Origin of the sequence: Mesorhizobium sp., from assembly GCF_004962925.1 — a bacterium.
In the GTDB taxonomy this organism is placed as follows: Bacteria; Pseudomonadota; Alphaproteobacteria; order Rhizobiales; family Rhizobiaceae; genus Mesorhizobium.
Genome location: NZ_SUEO01000121.1, coordinates 1 through 17,749, shown reverse-complemented (window position 1 = coordinate 17,749; position 17,749 = coordinate 1). Strand labels below are relative to the sequence as shown.

Below are 17,749 nucleotides of genomic sequence, written 5' to 3'. Positions count from 1 at the left end.
CATGACGGTCCTGTAGAGCAAGCATCAGAGAGCGGGCCGGCGATCGCCGGATCGAATGGCGCAAAGCTAGCATAAAGCCCGATTTCAGTCGGTCCAAAGAAATCGACAAGGCAGGCCAATTGATCTATCATTATGGCTTATCCTCGCCAATTTGACCAGAATTTCAATGACAGAAGACCAATTGGACCGCATCGACAGGAACATCCTGTCGGCGCTGGGCAGCGATGGCCGGCTTTCCATGTCGGAACTGGCGGCAAAAGTCGGCCTGTCGAAGACGCCGGTGCAGGCGCGGGTCAAGCGACTGGAAAAGGACGGCTTTATCAGGGGCTACCAGGCGATCATCGATCGCGAGCGCATGGGCGAAGGCCATGTCGCCTTTGTCCAGGTGAAATTGTCTGACACCCGCTCGGCCGCGCTCGACGCCTTCAACCGCGCGGTGCAGGCGGTGCCGGAGATCGAGCAGTGCCACATGATGGCGTCGAGCTTCGACTATCTCCTAAAAGTCCGCACCACTGATATCGCCGCCTACCGACGCGTGCTCGGCGAGCGCATCTCCGCCCTGCCCCACGTCGCCCAGACCTCGACCTTCGTCGCGATGGAGACGGTGAAAGATCGGTAGGCGCGCTGTTGCGTTAACGTCGGCGCGAAGGATCGCTACTGGGTGGCCTTTATTCCGAGTCCTTCACTCCGCCAACGTCTTCAAGAACGCCACCAGCGCCGCGCGCTCGCGGTCCGAAAGCTGCAGCGGGTGGACCTCGGACACACCCTCGACGCTTGCCGGCGCTTTCGAATAATGCGCCACCACCTCGTCGAGCGAGGAAAACTGCCCGGCATGCATGTAAGGCGGGCGGGTGGCGGCGCCGCGCAGCGACGGCGTCTTGTAGGCGCGGATCAGTTCCGGTCCGGTCTTGACCATAAAGCGCAGTTCGCCGCAGGCGCTGGCGTCGCCATCGCGAAACGCGCCGAAACAGTTGAACGGGTCGGCCTCGACCTGCGCCACGGCGTCTATACGGCCGCGATCCGGCGGCAAATTCGCAACGGGCGGCACGCCGGTGTTGTGAAAACTGCCGTCGGTGAAACGCGGCCCGGTGTGGCACGTCACGCAGTTGGCCTTGCCGATGAACAGTTTCAGCCCGAGGATTTCCTCAGGCGAAAAGGCATCGTCGCCTTGCGGCTGTATACCGGTAGCCAAGGCGGCGGCGAACCGGTCGAAGCGCGTCTGCGGCGGCGCGATCGACCGCTCGAAGGCGGCGATCGCCTTGCCGATATTGGCGAAGACGCGGTTGACGTCCTCGGCCTGCGCATCGGTCATTGCATTCCACGCCGCTTTCTCGGCATTGCTGCCGAGCGGGCTGGCATTGGCCGGCACAGTCGAGAGGTCGGGCAGCGGCCCGAAGATGCGTTCATAGCGCTCGCCGAAGCGCGCCTGGATATAATGCGCGTAGGCGGCGCGATTGCCGGCCTGCTCCAGCGGATTTTCCAGCGGCGCCAGCGCCTGCGCCCAAAGGCTGTCGCGCCGCCCGTCCCAGAAGAACCATGGATCATGCGCGACACCGGCCAGCGGCATGGTGCGCCGATTGGTGCGGCCGACGCCGACCGCTTGCGGCAGGTCGTCCTGGAACTGCCGGTCGATCTTATGGCAGGTCGAGCAGGAAACCTTGCCGTCGCCGCTCATCCCGACGTCGAAGAACAGCGTCGAGCCAAGCGCGGCGGCGGCCGGCACGTCGGCAAAGCGGTTGGTGGTGTCGGTCTTCAGCGGCGACAGCGCCGACAGTGCCAGCGAGGCGATGGTCTTCTTTTCGGCATCGGAAAACTCCGGCTTGCCGCAGCCGGCAAGCACGGCCATCGCCAGCAGCGCGAGAAGGCGCGAAAAGCGGCTCATCTTGCTCCAGCGCTCACAGCAGCACATTGAAGACGACCGTGTCGGATCCGGCCGCTGCAGAAATGGCGAAATGCAATTGCCATAATCCGCTCATCGTGAATTTCACCCCGTCGATGCGATAGCACCCGTCGCCCAGATAGTCGGTCGCCTGCGGGCTGGTCGGCAGACCATGCCTGTGCTGCGGCATACCGCCCGAAATCGTGATCGCGGCGCCCTCCACCGGGGTTCCCGCACCTGTTTTGAGGATCAGCAGCCAGGATTGCAGCTCGCCTTGCCTGATAACACCCCGCTCCGGCTCGAAACTGGCCACAAACAGCCCGTTCGCCGTCTTTTTCGAGCGCGCAATCTCGGAGCTTGCAAGCCGAGGCGACTGCGGCGCGGTCAGATAGACGGCGGCAAGAATGCCAGCCAGCAAGGCAGCCAGACCAAGACCTGCCAAAACATAACGCCATAACGATGCCAAACCGGTTCCTTTTCCAGAGATAACGTCTCGCTGGGCAGATCGCGTCCCGCCGCGCAGTTGAGAAAACGCATCTGACGCAAAATCTGCTGCCGCCAAGCATGGCGCTGCCGGCCGCAAAAAGCTACAGCACCGGAATCGTCCGGAGGAAGATAGATGACAGGAAACGGCGTCGCCTCGATCGGTGAATGCATGCTCGAACTTTCAGGCCAGGCGGGGCCTAACTGGCGCATGGGCTTTGCCGGCGACACGTTCAACACGCTGTGGGCGCTGCATGCGCTGAGCGGCGACCGGCCGGCAAGCTATGTGTCGGCCTTCGGCGACGACCCGTTCTCGCGCAACCAGATCGATTTCTTCGCGCAAAACGGCATCGGCATCGGCGCCAGCCCGATCATAGCAGGCGCCCGGCCCGGCCTCTATGCGATCACGTTGACCGGCGCCGAACGCTCCTTCACCTACTGGCGCGGCGATGCCGCCGCAAGGCAGCTTGCGTCCAACGCGGCAGCATTGGCGAAAAGCTTGGAAAATCAGGCGCTTGTTTACTTTTCCGGAATCACTTTGGCAATTCTGGATGACGCCTCGCGCAAGACCCTGCTGGCGGCGGTGGCCAAGGCGCGCGCCGACGGCTCGCTTGTCGCCTTCGACCCCAACTACCGGCCGCGGTTGTGGCGCCGGCGCGAGGAAGCGCAGGCCGCGATCCTCGATGCGCTCGCCGTCACCGACATCGCGCTGCCGACCTTTCCCGACGAGCAGATGCTGTTCGGCGACGCGGCGCCGCAAGCAACCGCCGAACGGTTAGGAAAGCTTGTCGGCGAAGTCGTCGTCAAGAATGGCGAGGAGCCGGCACTGATCGCCGCAAGCGGAACGCGGCAACCCGTTGCGGCCGTGCATGTCGACGCTCCTGTCGATACGACCGGCGCCGGCGATTCCTTCAACGGCGCCTATCTCGCCGCCCGGCTTGCCGGCCACGCCCCGACCGAAGCCGTGCTGCGCGCGCATCGTGTCGCCGCGGCTGTCGTCCAGGTGCGAGGCGCGCTGGCACCATTCGAGACGTTAAGGGCAGCGTTCGAAGACTAGCATCAAAACGCAATCCGACCGGCTGCCGCCAATGGGCGACAACCTTGCGGCCCAAGGCGGTCGCTATCCGCGCTTTTCGATGACGCCGTAAAGGACGTTACGGTTCTCGCCAAAGAACACCTGCGCCTCGACGGTGTTGCGGTCGACGCTGGCATTGATGATGTTCCACATATTGGTTTCCGACCGCAGCAGCAGCACCCAGTTCATGAACGTCTCCCGGTAGCCGGCGTCGGGGTTGCCCTCTGCGTAGTTCGCGAAGAGGAATGTCCCGTTCGGCTTCAACATCTGCAGGCAGGTCTTCGTGAGCTTCACGGCGACGTTGTGCGCAAGGTAGTCGTAAAGGCCAGAGGCGTAGATGAAGTCAAACTTGCCAAGTTTGTGGCCCCTCGTGAGCACGGTTCGTACCGAGCCGTCGATGGCTTCGACCGCGGTGCCCTGGAAGTCGCGCGTGATCAATCCAACGCTCTGAGGATCCTGATCGAGCGCAACCCAGCGCTTGAGACGGCCCTCTCGTAAGGCGACTGAGCGGTTGGCCTCCCTTAAATGGCCGGCGGCAATCGCCAGGACCTCGGCTTGCGGTCCATTCTTGGTCGCAATCTCATCGACATACCGGGTTAAAAGATCGCGCCGTTCCCGTGCGGCGATGCACGACGGTACATCCTTGGTATGGCTATAGAGTGCCTTGCCGATCTCCGAAGCGTTTGCCACGCTCTCGGCCACGTGCGGATCACAATAGATGTAGTCGAGCAACTGCGCGTCGCCGGAATAACCTCTGGGCTTGTCATGGGACCACCGCGTGAGCGGATCCTCGAGAAAGTACTCCAAGATCGGGTGGTTCTGCACTACCGGTATCAATGCTTGCCAAACGTCCGGATGAACCTTGGAACGGGTTGCGTCGAGGTACGACATCAGCCGACGAATGATCTCCGCGGGATCCTTTTGTTGCTCGACTTGCTGGTGTGTGGTGTGGAGAATGAGCGCAAGCTCTACGCGGGCGGTTTCGAACGCTTCGCTGTGAGGCTCGAGCTTTCTTCGAGGGAGACTGGCGGCGATCATCTCGGCAGTAATCAGACTTTTGCCATCAAGGATGGTTGCCACCGCAGACTCCATAATTACAATTAGTTAGATATTATCTAGATATTGCGTAAAATTTTATCTTTGCCAAGGCACATCCCCGGCATTTTAGCGGCGTCGTTAATTTCCCGCCAACCATCCTAGTTGTTTGGACGCGTTGCGGGCCGGATTCCCGATACGAGTTAACGAAAACCTATTTGCGCGGCTGCATATTGTTGCGAGGCGCCGCAATCGCTGTCGCCTGAGGAGTCGGCCGGCGTGGGGGCAGAATCTAGAAATGAGTTCGGAATACAAAGCCCGGTTCAAATGGGGTTTGTGGTGACGAGCGACAGCGCGTCGACCGCATTGGCCGATATAGCCGATGCGGAACCGTTCGAACCGCGCTACGAGCCGCGGTCCGACGAGCTCCGCAAGCTCTACCGAAAGGAATCCCAAGCGACGCGAAGAATGGATTCCAGGCCGGGGCTTTGGATCGCCGTTGCCATCTATCTGCTGTTTTCGGCAACGGATCTGCTGCTGATTCCGGATGTGGCAATCTATACGATCACGGCACGCTTCACGGTCGGAGTGACTGCGCTCTTGATCTTGGAAGCACAACTTCGCCGTGGAGTCGCGACGGAATGGATTGACGTGACTTGCGCCGGAGCCATCATCTTTGGCTATGTTGGCTGGCTGTGCCCAGCGGTTATGGGCGCCGACAAGGAAAGCGTCTCCTATTATATGGTTTTCGGCACCATCTTCATGATGAGCGCCAATCTATTTTTCACATTTAAATTCAACGTGTCCATTGTAACTTCTGCTATAATATTAGTAATACTGTATATTGTAAACTATTTTGTGCCATCCACGTTAATCTACAAAATGGTATTTGGAACCTTCTATATATCGTGCTTCACATTTACATCTTACGTAAACTGGAAGCTGAACGAGGAGCGCTACAACGTCTTCCTGAATGCCCTCGAAGCCAAAATCCAGCACAAGGAAGCCACCGAGCGCGGACAGGCGCTGTTGAATCTGTCGAGAACCGATCCGCTTACAGGTCTGGAGAATCGGCGTGCGATTGACGAGAAACTGCGGGACTACTGGAGCGACTGGCAGAGGTCTGGCAGCAGTTTTGTGGCGATCCTCATCGATGTGGACTTCTTCAAAAGGTTCAATGACTTTTACGGACATCAAGAAGGTGACCGCTGCCTGATTCTTGTCGCCAATGCCCTTGCCGATATGATTAAGCAGCACAATGGCTCAATCGGCCGCTACGGCGGTGAAGAATTCATTGTCCTGGCGCGCATGGAGAAAAGAGAACAGGTCGCAGATATTGTGGAAGCCATTCGAAGCACGGTGGAGAACCTCGCGCTTCCCCACGAGCACCGGAGGGACGGTACCTCGGTTGTAACGGTGAGCGTTGGCGCTGCATTCACCAGGGTGCAGACTGGCGCCAAGCTGGAAAAAATCATCCACGAGGCCGATCGCGCGCTCTATCTGGCAAAAGCAGGCGGTCGAAATTGTACTTGGCTGTTCGATCCAAACGATCCCCAGAGCAGCGACGAGAGCGAGAACATTGCGGCTTTGCTGAAGATCGCGATCGGCCAGGATCTCGTTTCACTCGTCTATCAGCCTATCCAAAATGTAGCGTCGGGCCGCGTTGAAGCCGTCGAGGCTCTGATGCGCCTCAAAATGCTGGATGGCACATCGGTTCCGCCGAGCCTCTTCATTCCCGTCGCGGAACGAACTGGCGCGGTTCTGGCGCTCGGGCGCTGGGCAATAAGGACAGTGTGCACTGAGCTTTTGGCGGACGATCACGTCCGTGTCGTCAGCGTCAACGTCTCTCCAATTCAGCTCAAGACGCCCGGCTTCGCAACCTCTGTTGCGACCATTTTGAGCGAGACCGGCGTAGCCGGCAGCAGGCTGGCCTTCGAAATCACCGAAGGGCTGGAGATGGAGATGCACTCCGACATTCTCCGCTGCATCAGCGACCTAAAGCTCCTAGGGATCAGGATATGGCTCGATGATTTCGGGACGGGCTTCGCGGGCCTCTCATGGCTTCGTCTAATCGATTTCGATACCGTGAAGATTGACCGCTCGTTTCTTCATGATTGCGGCTCCCCCAGAGGCAAGGCAATGCTGCAAGACATTATTGCCCTGGTCCGAAATCGTGGCCATAAAATCCTGGTCGAAGGGGTGGAAACCGACAAGCAGATGGCCTTCATACGCGAATTCGACATAGATGAAATCCAGGGCTTTCATGTCGGCCGCCCTGCTCCCGCCGCGAGTTTTCGGGCGAGACCGGCCACCCACAAACGCCCTTTTTTGGTCGTTAAGTCCGCATGAATAACTGCGGAGCGACCTGAGCAACTGCAAGCCGTGGTCGCCGCAGAAGCGCGCTGAAGACCGGGGACTATTAACTCACAATCGAACTCACTCAGGAGCGGGCGGCGGATCGGCGGTCCTCAGACCGGCCGTCGCCGTCCGCCCGATTCACCGGAACAGGCCTGGCTCACGCCTTCGTGCTGGCCTCCCGGAACGCCGCCTCTCCCGCGGCCGACACCTCGGCCCATTTCTTGTCGGCCGCTGGATCCGCGGCGTAGCTGTCGTGCCAGTTCCACCATTTGTAGGTCGGGGTCTGGGGATAGCCCTCGGTCGAGTCCTCCCAGGCCTCCTGCCGGCCCAGCGGCGTGATGTCGAGATAATTCCAGGTGCTCCCCATCTGCTCGTCGCCGCGATTGTTGATGAAGTAGGTGCGGAACACGCGGTCGCCGTCGCGGATGAACACGTTGTGGCCGTGCCACTCGTCCACGCCGAAATCGGCGTCGAAGCTGTCGGTGATGGTGAACCACGGTATCTCCCAGCCCATCCGCGCCTTCAGCCGCGCGATATCAGCCTGCGGCGCACGCGAGACGAAGACGAGGGTGGTGTCACGGGCGTTCAGGTGGGCGACATGGGCTACCTGGTCGGCCACCAGGGAGCAGCCGCGGCAGGCATGGTCGGGCCAGCCGAACACTCCCGGCTCGAAAAAGGCGCGGTAGACGATCAGCTGGCGCCGACCGTCGAACAGGTCGAGCAGGCTCACCTTTCCGTCGGGCCCCTCGAACGCATACGTTTTCTCGACGGCCATCCATGGCATCCGCCGGCGCTCGGCGGCCAGCGCATCACGGGCGCGGGTCTGGGCCTTTTCCTTCACGAGCAGCTTCTCGAGGGCCGCCTCCCACGCCTGCGGCGACACGACCGGTGGTGTGTGCATGGCAGTCTGTCCGCTTTTCCGTCCGTTTCCGGCTGATGCAGTCATGGCTTTGATACCTCCTGATTTGGGCGAAACCCCGCGCCTCGTCGGCCGAAGCGCGGGTTCATTCGCTGGTCTTCGCTTGTGGTCGTGAGCCAGATTGGCACCGGAAAGCGAAAGGTGGGAGTAACAAGTGTGGCGCTATTCCGATGGAATCGCCGATTACAGGCGCCGCGTTCGCCGAAGCGGTGATCCCCTCTGCGCTCGAACCGCGTGGCGTTGCGCGACCGTGCTCCTCCGCTCGCGCTTCATGGCTGCTTTGCGCCTCCAGGATATCGGCGCCTCAAGCGGCGGCCAAGGTTCTGCCTCTCGCTTCTTTGGCATCCCGAACGGGCGTCCGGCCGAACAGACGACCATATTCCCGGGTGAACTGCGACACGCTTTCGTAGCCGACCGCGAATGCCGCGCTGCTCGCAGTCTTTCCCTCCGATAGCATCAGCCGCCTCGCCTCAATCAGGCGCAACTGCTTCTGGAATTGCAGGGGAGAGAGCGAGGTTACTGCACGAAAGTGCTGGTGGAATGACGACGTACTCATCCCGGCCACAGCCGCCAGGCGCTCGACCGGCAAAGGCCGCGCGAACTCTGCCCGAAGCACCGCGACCGCGCGCGCCACTCGCTGCACGTGACCGTCTGGCCACCCCAGACGTCGGATCGCCGACCCGTGCCGTCCGGCCAGCAGCCAATAGTGCATCTCGCGCGCAAGCTGGGCCTGCAGCACCGGGACCGACGCCGGGCGATCGAGCAGCCGCATCAAACGCAGGGCCGCGTCGGCGACCTCAGCGTCCGTCGGGTCAACCCGCACGGGCGCATGGTCGGCCATATGCTGGGCGCCTATTTGCACACTCAGCTCCGCGATGACCGCCGGGTCGAGTTCCAGAACGAGCGAGTAGTAGGGGGCTGCGATGCTGGCGCGGGTGATTTGGCTCACCGTCGGCACGTCCGCCGTGATCAGCAGCGAATCTCCGGCTGAGAAGGCGAAGCCTTGAGTACCCATCGTGACGTGCTTGCTCCCCTGGACCACCAGACAGGCAAGCGGTCGGGAGATGTCGTAGACCAGATCGCTGGGCGCCGTCGCCCGCACCGTGTTGAGACCCGGTATCGGGGTGTGCGCCATGCCGTCTGGGTCGGCATTGGTGTCTGCATAGCGGCGCACGGCATTGAGGAGCGCAGTCATGGACCGAAACTATTCCTTTGCTGCCCGACACGCAAAGCATTTTGGAGGATTAGGCAAAGACGGCCGAGCTTCCGGCAACAATAGCCTGCCCACCGGGCCGATATCGACGTGGCCACAGCAGTGGTGCAACAAAGGAGCAGGCCATGACCAAGATCACCCTCGTTACTGGCGCCAGCCGCGGGCTCGGGCGCAACACCGCACTCAGCATGGCACGCCGGGGCGGTGACGTTGTTCTCACCTACCATAGCCGGAGCGAAGACGCTTGGGCCGTCGTCGCGGAGATTCAGGCAACGGGTCGCAGGGCGGTCGCCCTCCAACTCGACAGTGGCGACGTTGCCACCTTCGCTTCTTTCACCGAGCGCCTGCAGGCGGCCTTGCGCGAGACATGGCAGCGCGAGACGTTCGATCATCTGGTGAACAATGCCGGTCATGGCGACATGGCAATGATGGCAGCGACGACGGAGGCGCAGTTCGACCGGCTGGTCAATGTCCATTTCAAGGGCGTGTTCTTCCTCACCCAGAAGCTGCTGCCGCTGATCGCGGACGGCGGCCGTATCGTAAACCTCTCCTCGGGCCTCACCAGGATGTCCTACCCAGGCTTTGCCGCCTACTCCGCGGTGAAGGGCGCGGTCGAGGTGCTCAGCGTTTACATGGCGAAGGAGTTGGGCGCCCGCGGCATCGCGGTCAACACGGTGGCGCCGGGTGCGATCGAAACTGATTTCCTTGGCGGCGCTGTCCGCGATATGCCCGACCTCAACAAGGTGTTCGCGGATATGACTGCGCTCGGCCGCGTTGGCATGCCGGACGATATCGGGCCGATGATCGCCAGCTTGTTAGCCGAGGATAATCGCTGGGTGAATGCCCAGCGGATCGAAGTGTCCGGCGGCCAAGCTATCTAACGAAGTAGGTACCGCATCGTTGACCAGATTCAGGTCCGTTTTGGGGGCGTCTGTTCCTTAGAGCGGACCTGCTGTCTCGGCCAAGCGTCTCTGTCTGCCGAACATCCGCTTCCGCGCATCTGCCCAAAAAGCAGATGGGCCAGAAATCACACTTTCGCGACGTTGCCCCCGTGCATCTAGCGCTGAAAAACCGGTACCGGGGATCCGAGTTAAGGCAGCCGGAACCGGTATTCCGTCACATGATGGTAGATCTGGCCCGGCCATAGCGTAGCCTGTGGGAAATACGGCCGGTTCGGCGCGTCCGGCCAGACCTGCGGCTCCAGGCAGAAGCCCGAAAAAGCCTTGTAGTGACGTCCTCCGATCCCCGGCGAAGGTGGCGCCAGATACTGGCCGGTATAGAGCTGGACGCCCGGCTCGGTGGTCCAGAGCTCCATCTCGACGCCGGAATTCGCGCCCTGCGCCCATGACGCCTGCCTTAGCGGCCCGCGCGTCGAGGCGAGGCAGAAATTCTGATCGTAGGCAAGCTGCTCGCCCTCACTCTCCATGCGCAGCGGCCGCGCCTGGCGGAAATCGAAGGGCGTGTCGTCGACCGGCTTCACGACGCCGGTCGGGATCAGATCGCCATCGACGGGGAGATAGGCGCCGGCGTTCAGCATCAGCCGGTGGTCGAGGATGTCGCCGGCGCCGCCGTCATCTAGGTTGAAATAGGAGTGCTGGGTGAGGTTGCACAGCGTCGGCTCCTCGCAGGTGGCGGTCATCTCGACGCTGAGCGTGCCGGGAATTTTCAGCCGGTAGGTGCAGGTCACGTCGAGCGCGCCGGGAAAGCCCATCGTGCCGTCGGGATCATGCAGCGTCAGCGTGACAAAATCCCTGCCATGCAGAGAAACCTCCCATGGCCGGTGGGAAAAACCTTGCGAGCCGCCATGCAGCGTGTGCTTGTCGAGGAAGTTGCGCTCGGTCTGGTAGCGCTGGCCGGCAATGGTGAAGCGGCCGTCGCGGATGCGGTTGGCATAGCGTCCGACGACGGCACCGAAGAAGGCCGTATCTGTCTCGTAGGGCTCGAAACTGTCGTAGCCGAGCACCAGCGGCGCATCATGCCCGGCAAGGCGCAGATCCTGGATGATGGCGCCAAGCCCGATGATGTTGGCGGTTAGGCCGCCGCCGCGGATGGTGAAGCGGCGGACGGCCTCGCCCGTCTGCGTCGTGCCGAAGACCTCGCCGTCCTTCATCGCCATGCCCGAAACGCCAGTTGGTTGATCGATCCCCGCCTGGCCTCTCGGGCCGGCTCGGGTCCATTGATGGTCAACGGACCCTGCCCAATCAGAGGCCGAGACCGCCGATGCAGACATATTTGGTGTCGAGATAGTCCTCGATGCCCTGATGTCCGCCTTCCTTGCCGAGGCCCGATTCCTTGACACCGCCGAACGGCGCCTCAGGCGTGGTGATGAGGCCTTCATTGACCCCGACCATGCCATATTTCAGCCCCTCCATGACCCGGAAGGCGCGACCGAGATCGCCGGTGTAGAAATAGCAGGCGAGCCCGAATTCGGTGTCGTTGGCGAGTGCGATCGCCTCTTCTTCGGTTTCGAACTTGAACACGGGTGCCACCGGGCCAAAGATCTCTTCCTTCATGAAGCGCATCTTCGGCGTCGCATCGGCGATCACCGTCGGCTGGAAGAAGGAACCACCGAGCGCATGGCGCTTGCCGCCGGCGACGACCTTGCCGCCCTTGGCGGTGGCATCGGCGATCAGTTCCTCGACCTTTTCGACCGCCTTCTCGTCGATCAGCGGCCCCTGCTGCACGCCGTCCTCGAGGCCGGAACCGACCTTCAGCCCGTTGCTGGCAGCAGCGAGCTTTTCGACGAACGTGTCGTAGACACCAGCCTGAACCAGGAAGCGGTTGGTGCAGACGCAGGTCTGGCCGGAATTGCGGTATTTGGCGGTGATCGCGCCGGCGACGGCACGCTCGATGTCGGCGTCATCGAAGACGAGGAACGGTGCGTTGCCGCCGAGCTCCATCGACACCTTCTTGACGGTGACGGACGATTTCTGGATCAGGATCTTGCCGACTTCGGTCGAGCCGGTGAAGGTGATCTTCTTGACCAGCGGGTTGGCGCAGATTTCGTCGCCGATCTCGCCGGCGGCGCCGGTCAGGATGTTGATGACGCCCTTGGGGAAGCCGACTTCCTCGGCGAGCGCGCCCCAGGCGAGGCCGGAATAAGGCGTCTGCGAGGCCGGCTTGACGACCGCGGTGCAGCCGGCGGCAAGTGCCGGGCCGAGTTTGCGGGCCAGCATCGAGGACGGGAAATTCCACGGCGTGATGGCGGCGATGACGCCGACCGGCTCCTTGGTCACCAGGATGCGGCGGTCCGCCCAGGGCGACGGCACGACGTCGCCATAGGTGCGGCGGCCTTCTTCGGCGAACCACAGGATGTAGGATGCGGCCGAACCGATCTCGCCCTTCGATTCGAACAGCGACTTGCCCTGCTCGATGGTCAGCAGCTCGGCCAGCACATCCTGATTGTCCATCATCGCGTCATGCAGCTTGCGCAACAGCTTCGAACGCTCGAGCGCGGTGGTCTTGCGCCACGTCTTGAAGGCGGCGTCGGCAGCTTCGATGGCGCGGCGCGTCTCGGCCTTGCCCGACCTCGGCACGGTGCCGATCTTGAGGCCGGTGGCCGGATTGTTGACGTCGACCGTCTGGCCGCTATCGGCCTGCACCCACTCGCCATTGATGAGATTGGCCTGGCGCATGAAATGGCTGGTTTTCTGAAGCATGGTCTAGCCTCCGTTCGGCGCGCTGACGGGCCGGTATCTGGATTTCTTTGGTGGGCGTGCGCAATGGCATCGATGCCGGCACGCCTGGAGCCACTGCTCTTTACCTAGGGCAAGCCCCGCAATCAATCGCAAGATGGCATATAGGGTTTGGGCCAGCGCAAGGCGAGGCCGACTTGCGCCCAAATTGCTATCCAAACACGGTTGCTATCCAAACACCTGGACAACCACCGTAAGCCAGAACGCCGTGGTGACGACCGCACAGGCGGTGGCGATGGTCATCTGGTTCGATGCCAACGCCTGGCCGGTGTTGAACTGCGTCGCAATCAGGTAGGAATTGACCCCGGATGGCAGCGCGGCCGCCACGACCGCCACCTTCGCCGACAGCGGCGGCAGCCCAAACAGCCAGACCAGGCCGAGTGCAACGGCCGGCATCAGCAACAGCTTCAGCGCCGACAGCGCCAGCGCCGGCCGCACGTTGCCGGAGATGCCGAAACGGCACAGGCCAAGCCCCATGGCAAACAACGCGACCGGTCCGGCGATGTTGGCCAACGCGTCGACCAGCCGGACGGCCAGCGCCGGCAGTGGCAGGTCGGTGATACGCCATACCCATCCGGCCAGGATGCCGATGATCAGCGGATTGGAGAGCATCTTTCGAAAGAAGCGCCGGATGATGCGCAGCGGATGCACATGCTCGTCACCGCGACCAAAGATTTCAAACAGGATGATCGACGCCATGATCATCGTCGGCAGATGCACGGAAATCAGCAGCGACAGCACTTCGAATCCACTTGGCCCGAATGTGCCGAGGACGAACGGGATGCCGAGCAGGACGAGATTGGAAAAAGCCGACGACACGCCGCCAACGACACCCGCACGCGCATCGCGCCCGAACATCCGGGTGGTGACCAGATGGCCTGCGGCCCATGTGATTGCCGCCGCCGCAAAATAGGCTCCCCAGAACGACCAGGGCGCGGCGCCATGGAAATCGGCGTTGACCATGGTGCGGAACAGAAGCAGCGGCATCGCCACCCCGACGGCGAATTCGGCAATGGCCTCGCCCGCCTCGGCCTTCAAATAGCCGGTGAGCCCGGCGAGATAGCCAAGCGCAACAAGACCGAAGACAAAAAGGACGGTTTCGATGAGTGGAGACATTTTTCTCCTGATAGGCGAGCCGCGATCGCAGTGCAATCGCCCCACCTTCCGAAGCGTTCTGTGCTCGCAAACAGCCGGGATTGGTCGTGCCTTGTCTTTCAGCCGGCTTTGCCGTCCCTATATGCGGTCACCGGAACCCACCTCCGGTGACCGGAAAAGGACGTCTGATGCTTCGATTTGTGCTGGCTCTATTGCTGCTCGTCGTTCCCGCCACGGCCCATGCGACTGAAGCCGGCTGGGCGCTGTTGCGCGACGGCGGACATGTGGTGCTGCTTCGCCATGCCATGGTCACCGGCACCACCGATCCGGCGAATTTCGACATCGAGAAATGCGCGTCCCAGGTCAATCTCTCGACGCGAGGCAAACAGCAGGCGCGCAAGATCGGCGCGCTGTTCGGCGCCCGCGCGGCACCAATCGAACGTGTGCAGTCCAGCCGCTATTGCCGCTGCCGCGACACCGCCCGCATCGCTTTCGAAGCAGAGCCCGAGCCGTTCGCCGCGCTTGACCTGCTGAAGACCGACGCGAGCGAGAAAGCCGCCCAGCTCACAGCGATCATGAACGAGATCCGCGGTTATTCCGGCTCCGACAATGTGGTCATGGTCACCCATCTGGAAAACATAATGGCCCTCACCGGCATCTCGCCGCGCGAAGGCGAAGCCGTCATCGTCGAGCCGCAAGGCGACGGCCTGCGCGTACTCGGCCGCGTCACCTTCTAATCTGCGCTGGAGCCGGTTGAAGCGTTCGCTAGTCGTGAAAATCTAGCGCTGGAACACTAAGCGGAATACCGGTTCCGATCCTTCTCACACACGTCTACCGCATAAAGCTGCACATTCGCGCCGATGGGCTCAAATGACCAGAGCGACCTCATCAGCCGGTCGATGCTGCGGTGAAAACCGCCAATTGAGCATCGAAAGCACGCTTGAAGGCCGGCCGCGCTTCGCCGCGGGCTAAATAGGCGGAGAGGTTCGGATATTCGTCCAGTATCCCCGATCCGTTCAACCTGCGCAGGACCCCCACCATCATGAGGTCGCCGGCGCTGAACGCACCATCGAGCCAGTCGGCATCGCCCAGGTGAGCGGAAAGATCGGCTAGCCGCTTACGGATGCGATCCTCAACCCTGGGCAGACGCTTTTCGTGCCAGGTCTCGTCGCGCTCCAGCAGCACGGCTGTTTCCCGTTCAAGGATCGGCGGCTCCAGCGTGCTAACCGCGGCAAACATCCATGCGATCGCGCGCGCCCGGGCATTCGCATCATCTGGCAGCAAGCCACCATGGCGCTCCGCGATATGGAATACGATCGCCCCCGACTCGAATAGGGCGAGATCGCCTTCTTCATAGGTCGGAATCTGCCCGAAAGGATGAAGCGCACGATGCGCGGGTTCCTTCATCTCGCTGAACGAAACAAGACGAACATCGTAAGGTTGGCCCACTTCTTCGAGCGCCCAACGAACACGCATGTCACGTGCCTGTCCCCTGCCGCGGTCCGGCGACCGTTCAAAGGCTGTGATAATAGGGGTCATTGGAAGGCTCCGGGTGATTGCATGAGGCTGTCGACAGTGATGTGCGTGATTACAACGATCTTTCTCACGGTTAGGTATTCGGTTCTTGCGCTTTGCGTGCAGAGGACGAACGACCGGCGCGGCTCCCGACAACTTACCTCGTTTTCGTTGGCCACGGGATTTCGCGGTCCGAATCTTCTGCGCACTCCCTAGGCCTTTGAGCGCGGTTTATTGTGGCCGAGGCTGTTCCACGGCATGTACGCTGGGCTGGAACGACGGCGCCGACGACAATCCGATCGGATGGTTGCGGCATATCGCCGGGAGGGTGCTGGCGACCCCTCTTGCCCTGGCGGAACAGCCATCCCATCTGCGCCCGGCGTATCAGGCCCTTTTCCTGCCCGGAAAAACCGATTAGACAGCGCGCAACCACATGCGGACAGATTCCGCCCGCAACCGAAGGAAAAGCCCTTGTCCACCACGTTCGCCAAAGTCGCCAAGATCATCGCCGACACCAGTGAGATCGATATCGACACGATCACCCCTGAAAGCCACACCATCGACGACCTCGGCATCGACAGCCTCGACTTCCTCGACATCGTCTTTGCCATCGACAAGGAATTCGGCATCAAGGTGCCGCTGGAAAAGTGGACGCAAGAGGTCAATGACGGCAAGGCCTCGACCGACGATTACTTCGTCATGAAGAACCTGTGCGCCAAGATCGACGCGCTGGTCGCGGCCAAGAACGCCTGACATAGTCCGTCTTCAAGCTTGACCCACAACAGCCGCCCATGAGCCCCCACCACGTCGTCATATCAGGCATCGGCCTTGTCTCTTCGCTGGGAGAAGGTCCGGATGCGCATTGGCGCAAACTCGCGCAGCCGGGCCTGGAACCCGTGCTCGAAGCCGCGCGCTTCTCGCCCTACACCGTTCACCCGCTGCCGGAGATCGACTGGAACCTGCAGATCGCCAAGCGCGGCGACCAGCGGCAGATGGAAACCTGGCAGAGGCTCGGCACCTACGCCGCCGGCATGGCGCTGGACGACGCCGGCATCAAGGGCAATGACGAACTCTGCACGACCATGGACATGGTGGTGGCTGCCGGCGGCGGCGAGCGCGACGAGGCGGTCGACGCCGATATTCTCGCCACTTCCGAAAGCCGCAACGACCGCGACGTGCTGCTCAACGAGAAACTGACCACCGAATTGCGGCCGACACTGTTTCTGGCGCAGCTTTCCAACCTGCTCGCCGGCAACATCTCGATCGTCCACAAGGTGACGGGATCGTCGCGCACCTTCATGGGCGAGGAAGGTGCCGGCGTCGCCGCCGTCGAGACTGCCGCCGCGCGTATCCGCTCCGGCCAGTCGACGCATATACTGGTCGGCGGCGCCTTCCAGACCGAACACTCCGACATGCTGCTTGGCTATGAACTGGCCGGCTACTTGCATCGCGGCCCTTGGAGACCGGTCTGGCAGAGGCAAGGCGCCGAAGGCGGTGGCGTGGTGACTGGATCCGGCGGCGCGTTTCTCGTCCTGGAACAGCGCGAGCACGCGATCAGCCGCGGGCGAAAGATCTATGCCGAACTCGGCCCGGTGGTATCCGGCCGCGCCAAACGCCGACAGGGTGAGCTCGATAGCGAGATTACCGCGCTGCTCAGGCAGGCTGCATTGCCGAACGGCGAGTTGCTGACGATTTCAGGCGCTTCGGGTGCCCATGCCGCTACTGCCGCCGAGAAATCGGTGTTCGGCGCCAATCCGGCGATTGCCGCACGCGGCTTTTCGACGCTGACCGGTCACATGAAGGAAGCGCAGTTTCCCTTCGCCGTGGCGCTGGCGGCACTGGCTGTCGAGCGCAAGGCCGCCTACCCGGCTTTTGACGCCGCCACCGAGAAGCCGTTCAACGGCGTTCCCAGGACCGTCCTTGCAACGGCGATCGGCTATCACCAATTCGAGGGCATGGCGTTGGTCAACGCCGCCGATTAAAGGTCCAGGACAAGTCATGGCCAATCTGAACGACCACATGGGCAGGCCGATCGTCGCCGTCACCGGTATCGGCGTAGTGACGTCGCTGGGCGTCGGCAAAGCCGACAATTGGGCAGCGCTCACCGCGGGCAAGTCCGGCATTCATCCGATCACCCGCTTTCCGGTCGACCATCTGAACACCCGCATCTCCGGCATGGTCGATTTCCTGCCGTCGAGTTCCAAGGGCGCCAGCCTTCTTACCTACGACCTCGCTGAGATCGCCGCGCAGGAAGCCGTGGCCGAAGCTGGCCTTAATTCGGGCGATTTCGGCGGGCCGCTTTTCCTCGCCTCGCCGCCGGTCGAACTCGACTGGAGCGAACGCTTTTCGCTCTACAATTCCGACAAGGACGACATTGGCGCCGAACGGCTGCTTCGGGTGGCGCGCGGCTTGAAGGAACTCGATGTTTTCGAGACCACCCAGTTCGGTTCGATCGCCGACCGGCTCGCCGACCGTTTTGGGA

General features: G+C 61.9%; 17 protein-coding genes. 8 read left to right on the top strand and 9 right to left on the bottom strand.

Going from position 1 to position 17,749, the window contains the following annotated elements:
• Positions 1–166 precede the first annotated feature (166 nt).
• Positions 167–619, top strand: a complete 453-nt coding sequence (locus tag E5W87_RS21985) for an Lrp/AsnC ligand binding domain-containing protein (RefSeq protein WP_292402163.1) — start codon at positions 167–169, stop codon at positions 617–619.
• A gap of 63 nt (positions 620–682) precedes the next feature.
• Here E5W87_RS21985 and E5W87_RS21980 read toward each other — a convergent pair whose 3' ends face one another.
• Both E5W87_RS21980 and E5W87_RS21975 read right to left on the bottom strand, forming a co-directional pair.
• The gene (locus E5W87_RS21980; RefSeq protein WP_292402157.1) at positions 683–1,882 is read right to left on the bottom strand and encodes a cytochrome c peroxidase; all 1,200 of its coding nucleotides are present in this window, start codon (positions 1,880–1,882) and stop codon (positions 683–685) included.
• 13 nt (positions 1,883–1,895) lie between these two features.
• Complete coding sequence (locus tag E5W87_RS21975; RefSeq protein ID WP_292402168.1) at positions 1,896–2,345, bottom strand: FixH family protein; 450 nt, start codon at positions 2,343–2,345, stop codon at positions 1,896–1,898.
• 153 nt (positions 2,346–2,498) lie between these two features.
• Between E5W87_RS21975 and E5W87_RS21970 the strand changes: the two genes are divergently transcribed.
• Entirely contained in the window at positions 2,499–3,419 is a 921-nt protein-coding gene (locus tag E5W87_RS21970) for a sugar kinase (RefSeq protein WP_292402154.1), read from the top strand.
• A gap of 63 nt (positions 3,420–3,482) precedes the next feature.
• On the opposite strand, the gene E5W87_RS21965 is transcribed toward E5W87_RS21970, so the two are convergent.
• Complete coding sequence (locus E5W87_RS21965; protein WP_292402150.1) at positions 3,483–4,529, bottom strand: class I SAM-dependent methyltransferase; 1,047 nt, start codon at positions 4,527–4,529, stop codon at positions 3,483–3,485.
• 270 nt (positions 4,530–4,799) lie between these two features.
• On the opposite strand from E5W87_RS21965, the gene E5W87_RS21960 reads away from it, so the two are divergent.
• Entirely contained in the window at positions 4,800–6,821 is a 2,022-nt protein-coding gene (locus tag E5W87_RS21960) for a GGDEF and EAL domain-containing protein (protein WP_292402166.1), read from the top strand.
• A gap of 166 nt (positions 6,822–6,987) precedes the next feature.
• Here the strand turns inward: E5W87_RS21960 and E5W87_RS21955 are convergent, their stop codons facing one another.
• Together E5W87_RS21955 and E5W87_RS21950 are read right to left on the bottom strand one after the other, a co-directional pair.
• Positions 6,988–7,776 (bottom strand): thioredoxin family protein, encoded by a 789-nt coding sequence (locus E5W87_RS21955; protein WP_292402147.1) that lies wholly within the window; start codon positions 7,774–7,776, stop codon positions 6,988–6,990.
• Positions 7,777–8,053: 277 nt separating this feature from the next.
• On the bottom strand, positions 8,054–8,944 hold the full coding sequence (locus tag E5W87_RS21950; RefSeq protein WP_292402144.1) for an AraC family transcriptional regulator: 891 nt from the start codon (positions 8,942–8,944) through the stop codon (positions 8,054–8,056).
• A gap of 143 nt (positions 8,945–9,087) precedes the next feature.
• On the opposite strand from E5W87_RS21950, the gene E5W87_RS21945 reads away from it, so the two are divergent.
• The gene (locus E5W87_RS21945; protein WP_292402140.1) at positions 9,088–9,843 is read left to right on the top strand and encodes an SDR family oxidoreductase; all 756 of its coding nucleotides are present in this window, start codon (positions 9,088–9,090) and stop codon (positions 9,841–9,843) included.
• A 209-nt stretch (positions 9,844–10,052) separates the two neighbouring features.
• Here E5W87_RS21945 and E5W87_RS21940 read toward each other — a convergent pair whose 3' ends face one another.
• The 3 genes from E5W87_RS21940 to E5W87_RS21930 form a co-directional block, all read right to left on the bottom strand.
• Entirely contained in the window at positions 10,053–11,078 is a 1,026-nt protein-coding gene (locus E5W87_RS21940) for an aldose epimerase family protein (RefSeq protein WP_292402137.1), read from the bottom strand.
• An 85-nt stretch (positions 11,079–11,163) separates the two neighbouring features.
• Entirely contained in the window at positions 11,164–12,621 is a 1,458-nt protein-coding gene (locus tag E5W87_RS21935) for an NAD-dependent succinate-semialdehyde dehydrogenase (protein WP_292402134.1), read from the bottom strand.
• Positions 12,622–12,825: 204 nt separating this feature from the next.
• Positions 12,826–13,773, bottom strand: a complete 948-nt coding sequence (locus tag E5W87_RS21930; RefSeq protein ID WP_292402131.1) for an AEC family transporter — start codon at positions 13,771–13,773, stop codon at positions 12,826–12,828.
• A gap of 167 nt (positions 13,774–13,940) precedes the next feature.
• On the opposite strand from E5W87_RS21930, the gene E5W87_RS21925 reads away from it, so the two are divergent.
• Positions 13,941–14,489: a histidine phosphatase family protein gene (locus E5W87_RS21925; protein WP_292402128.1), complete on the top strand. Its 549-nt coding sequence runs from the start codon at positions 13,941–13,943 to the stop codon at positions 14,487–14,489.
• Positions 14,490–14,640: 151 nt separating this feature from the next.
• On the opposite strand, the gene E5W87_RS21920 is transcribed toward E5W87_RS21925, so the two are convergent.
• Positions 14,641–15,291: a glutathione S-transferase family protein gene (locus E5W87_RS21920; protein WP_292402125.1), complete on the bottom strand. Its 651-nt coding sequence runs from the start codon at positions 15,289–15,291 to the stop codon at positions 14,641–14,643.
• A gap of 447 nt (positions 15,292–15,738) precedes the next feature.
• On the opposite strand from E5W87_RS21920, the gene E5W87_RS21915 reads away from it, so the two are divergent.
• The 3 genes from E5W87_RS21915 to E5W87_RS21905 all read left to right on the top strand — a co-directional run.
• The gene (locus E5W87_RS21915; protein ID WP_095486660.1) at positions 15,739–16,020 is read left to right on the top strand and encodes an acyl carrier protein; all 282 of its coding nucleotides are present in this window, start codon (positions 15,739–15,741) and stop codon (positions 16,018–16,020) included.
• Between the two features lie 38 nt (positions 16,021–16,058).
• On the top strand, positions 16,059–17,249 hold the full coding sequence (locus E5W87_RS21910) for a beta-ketoacyl-ACP synthase (protein ID WP_292402123.1): 1,191 nt from the start codon (positions 16,059–16,061) through the stop codon (positions 17,247–17,249).
• Between the two features lie 16 nt (positions 17,250–17,265).
• Positions 17,266–17,749: beta-ketoacyl synthase N-terminal-like domain-containing protein (locus tag E5W87_RS21905; RefSeq protein WP_292402119.1), on the top strand; the 484-nt coding region annotated here is incomplete at its 3' end.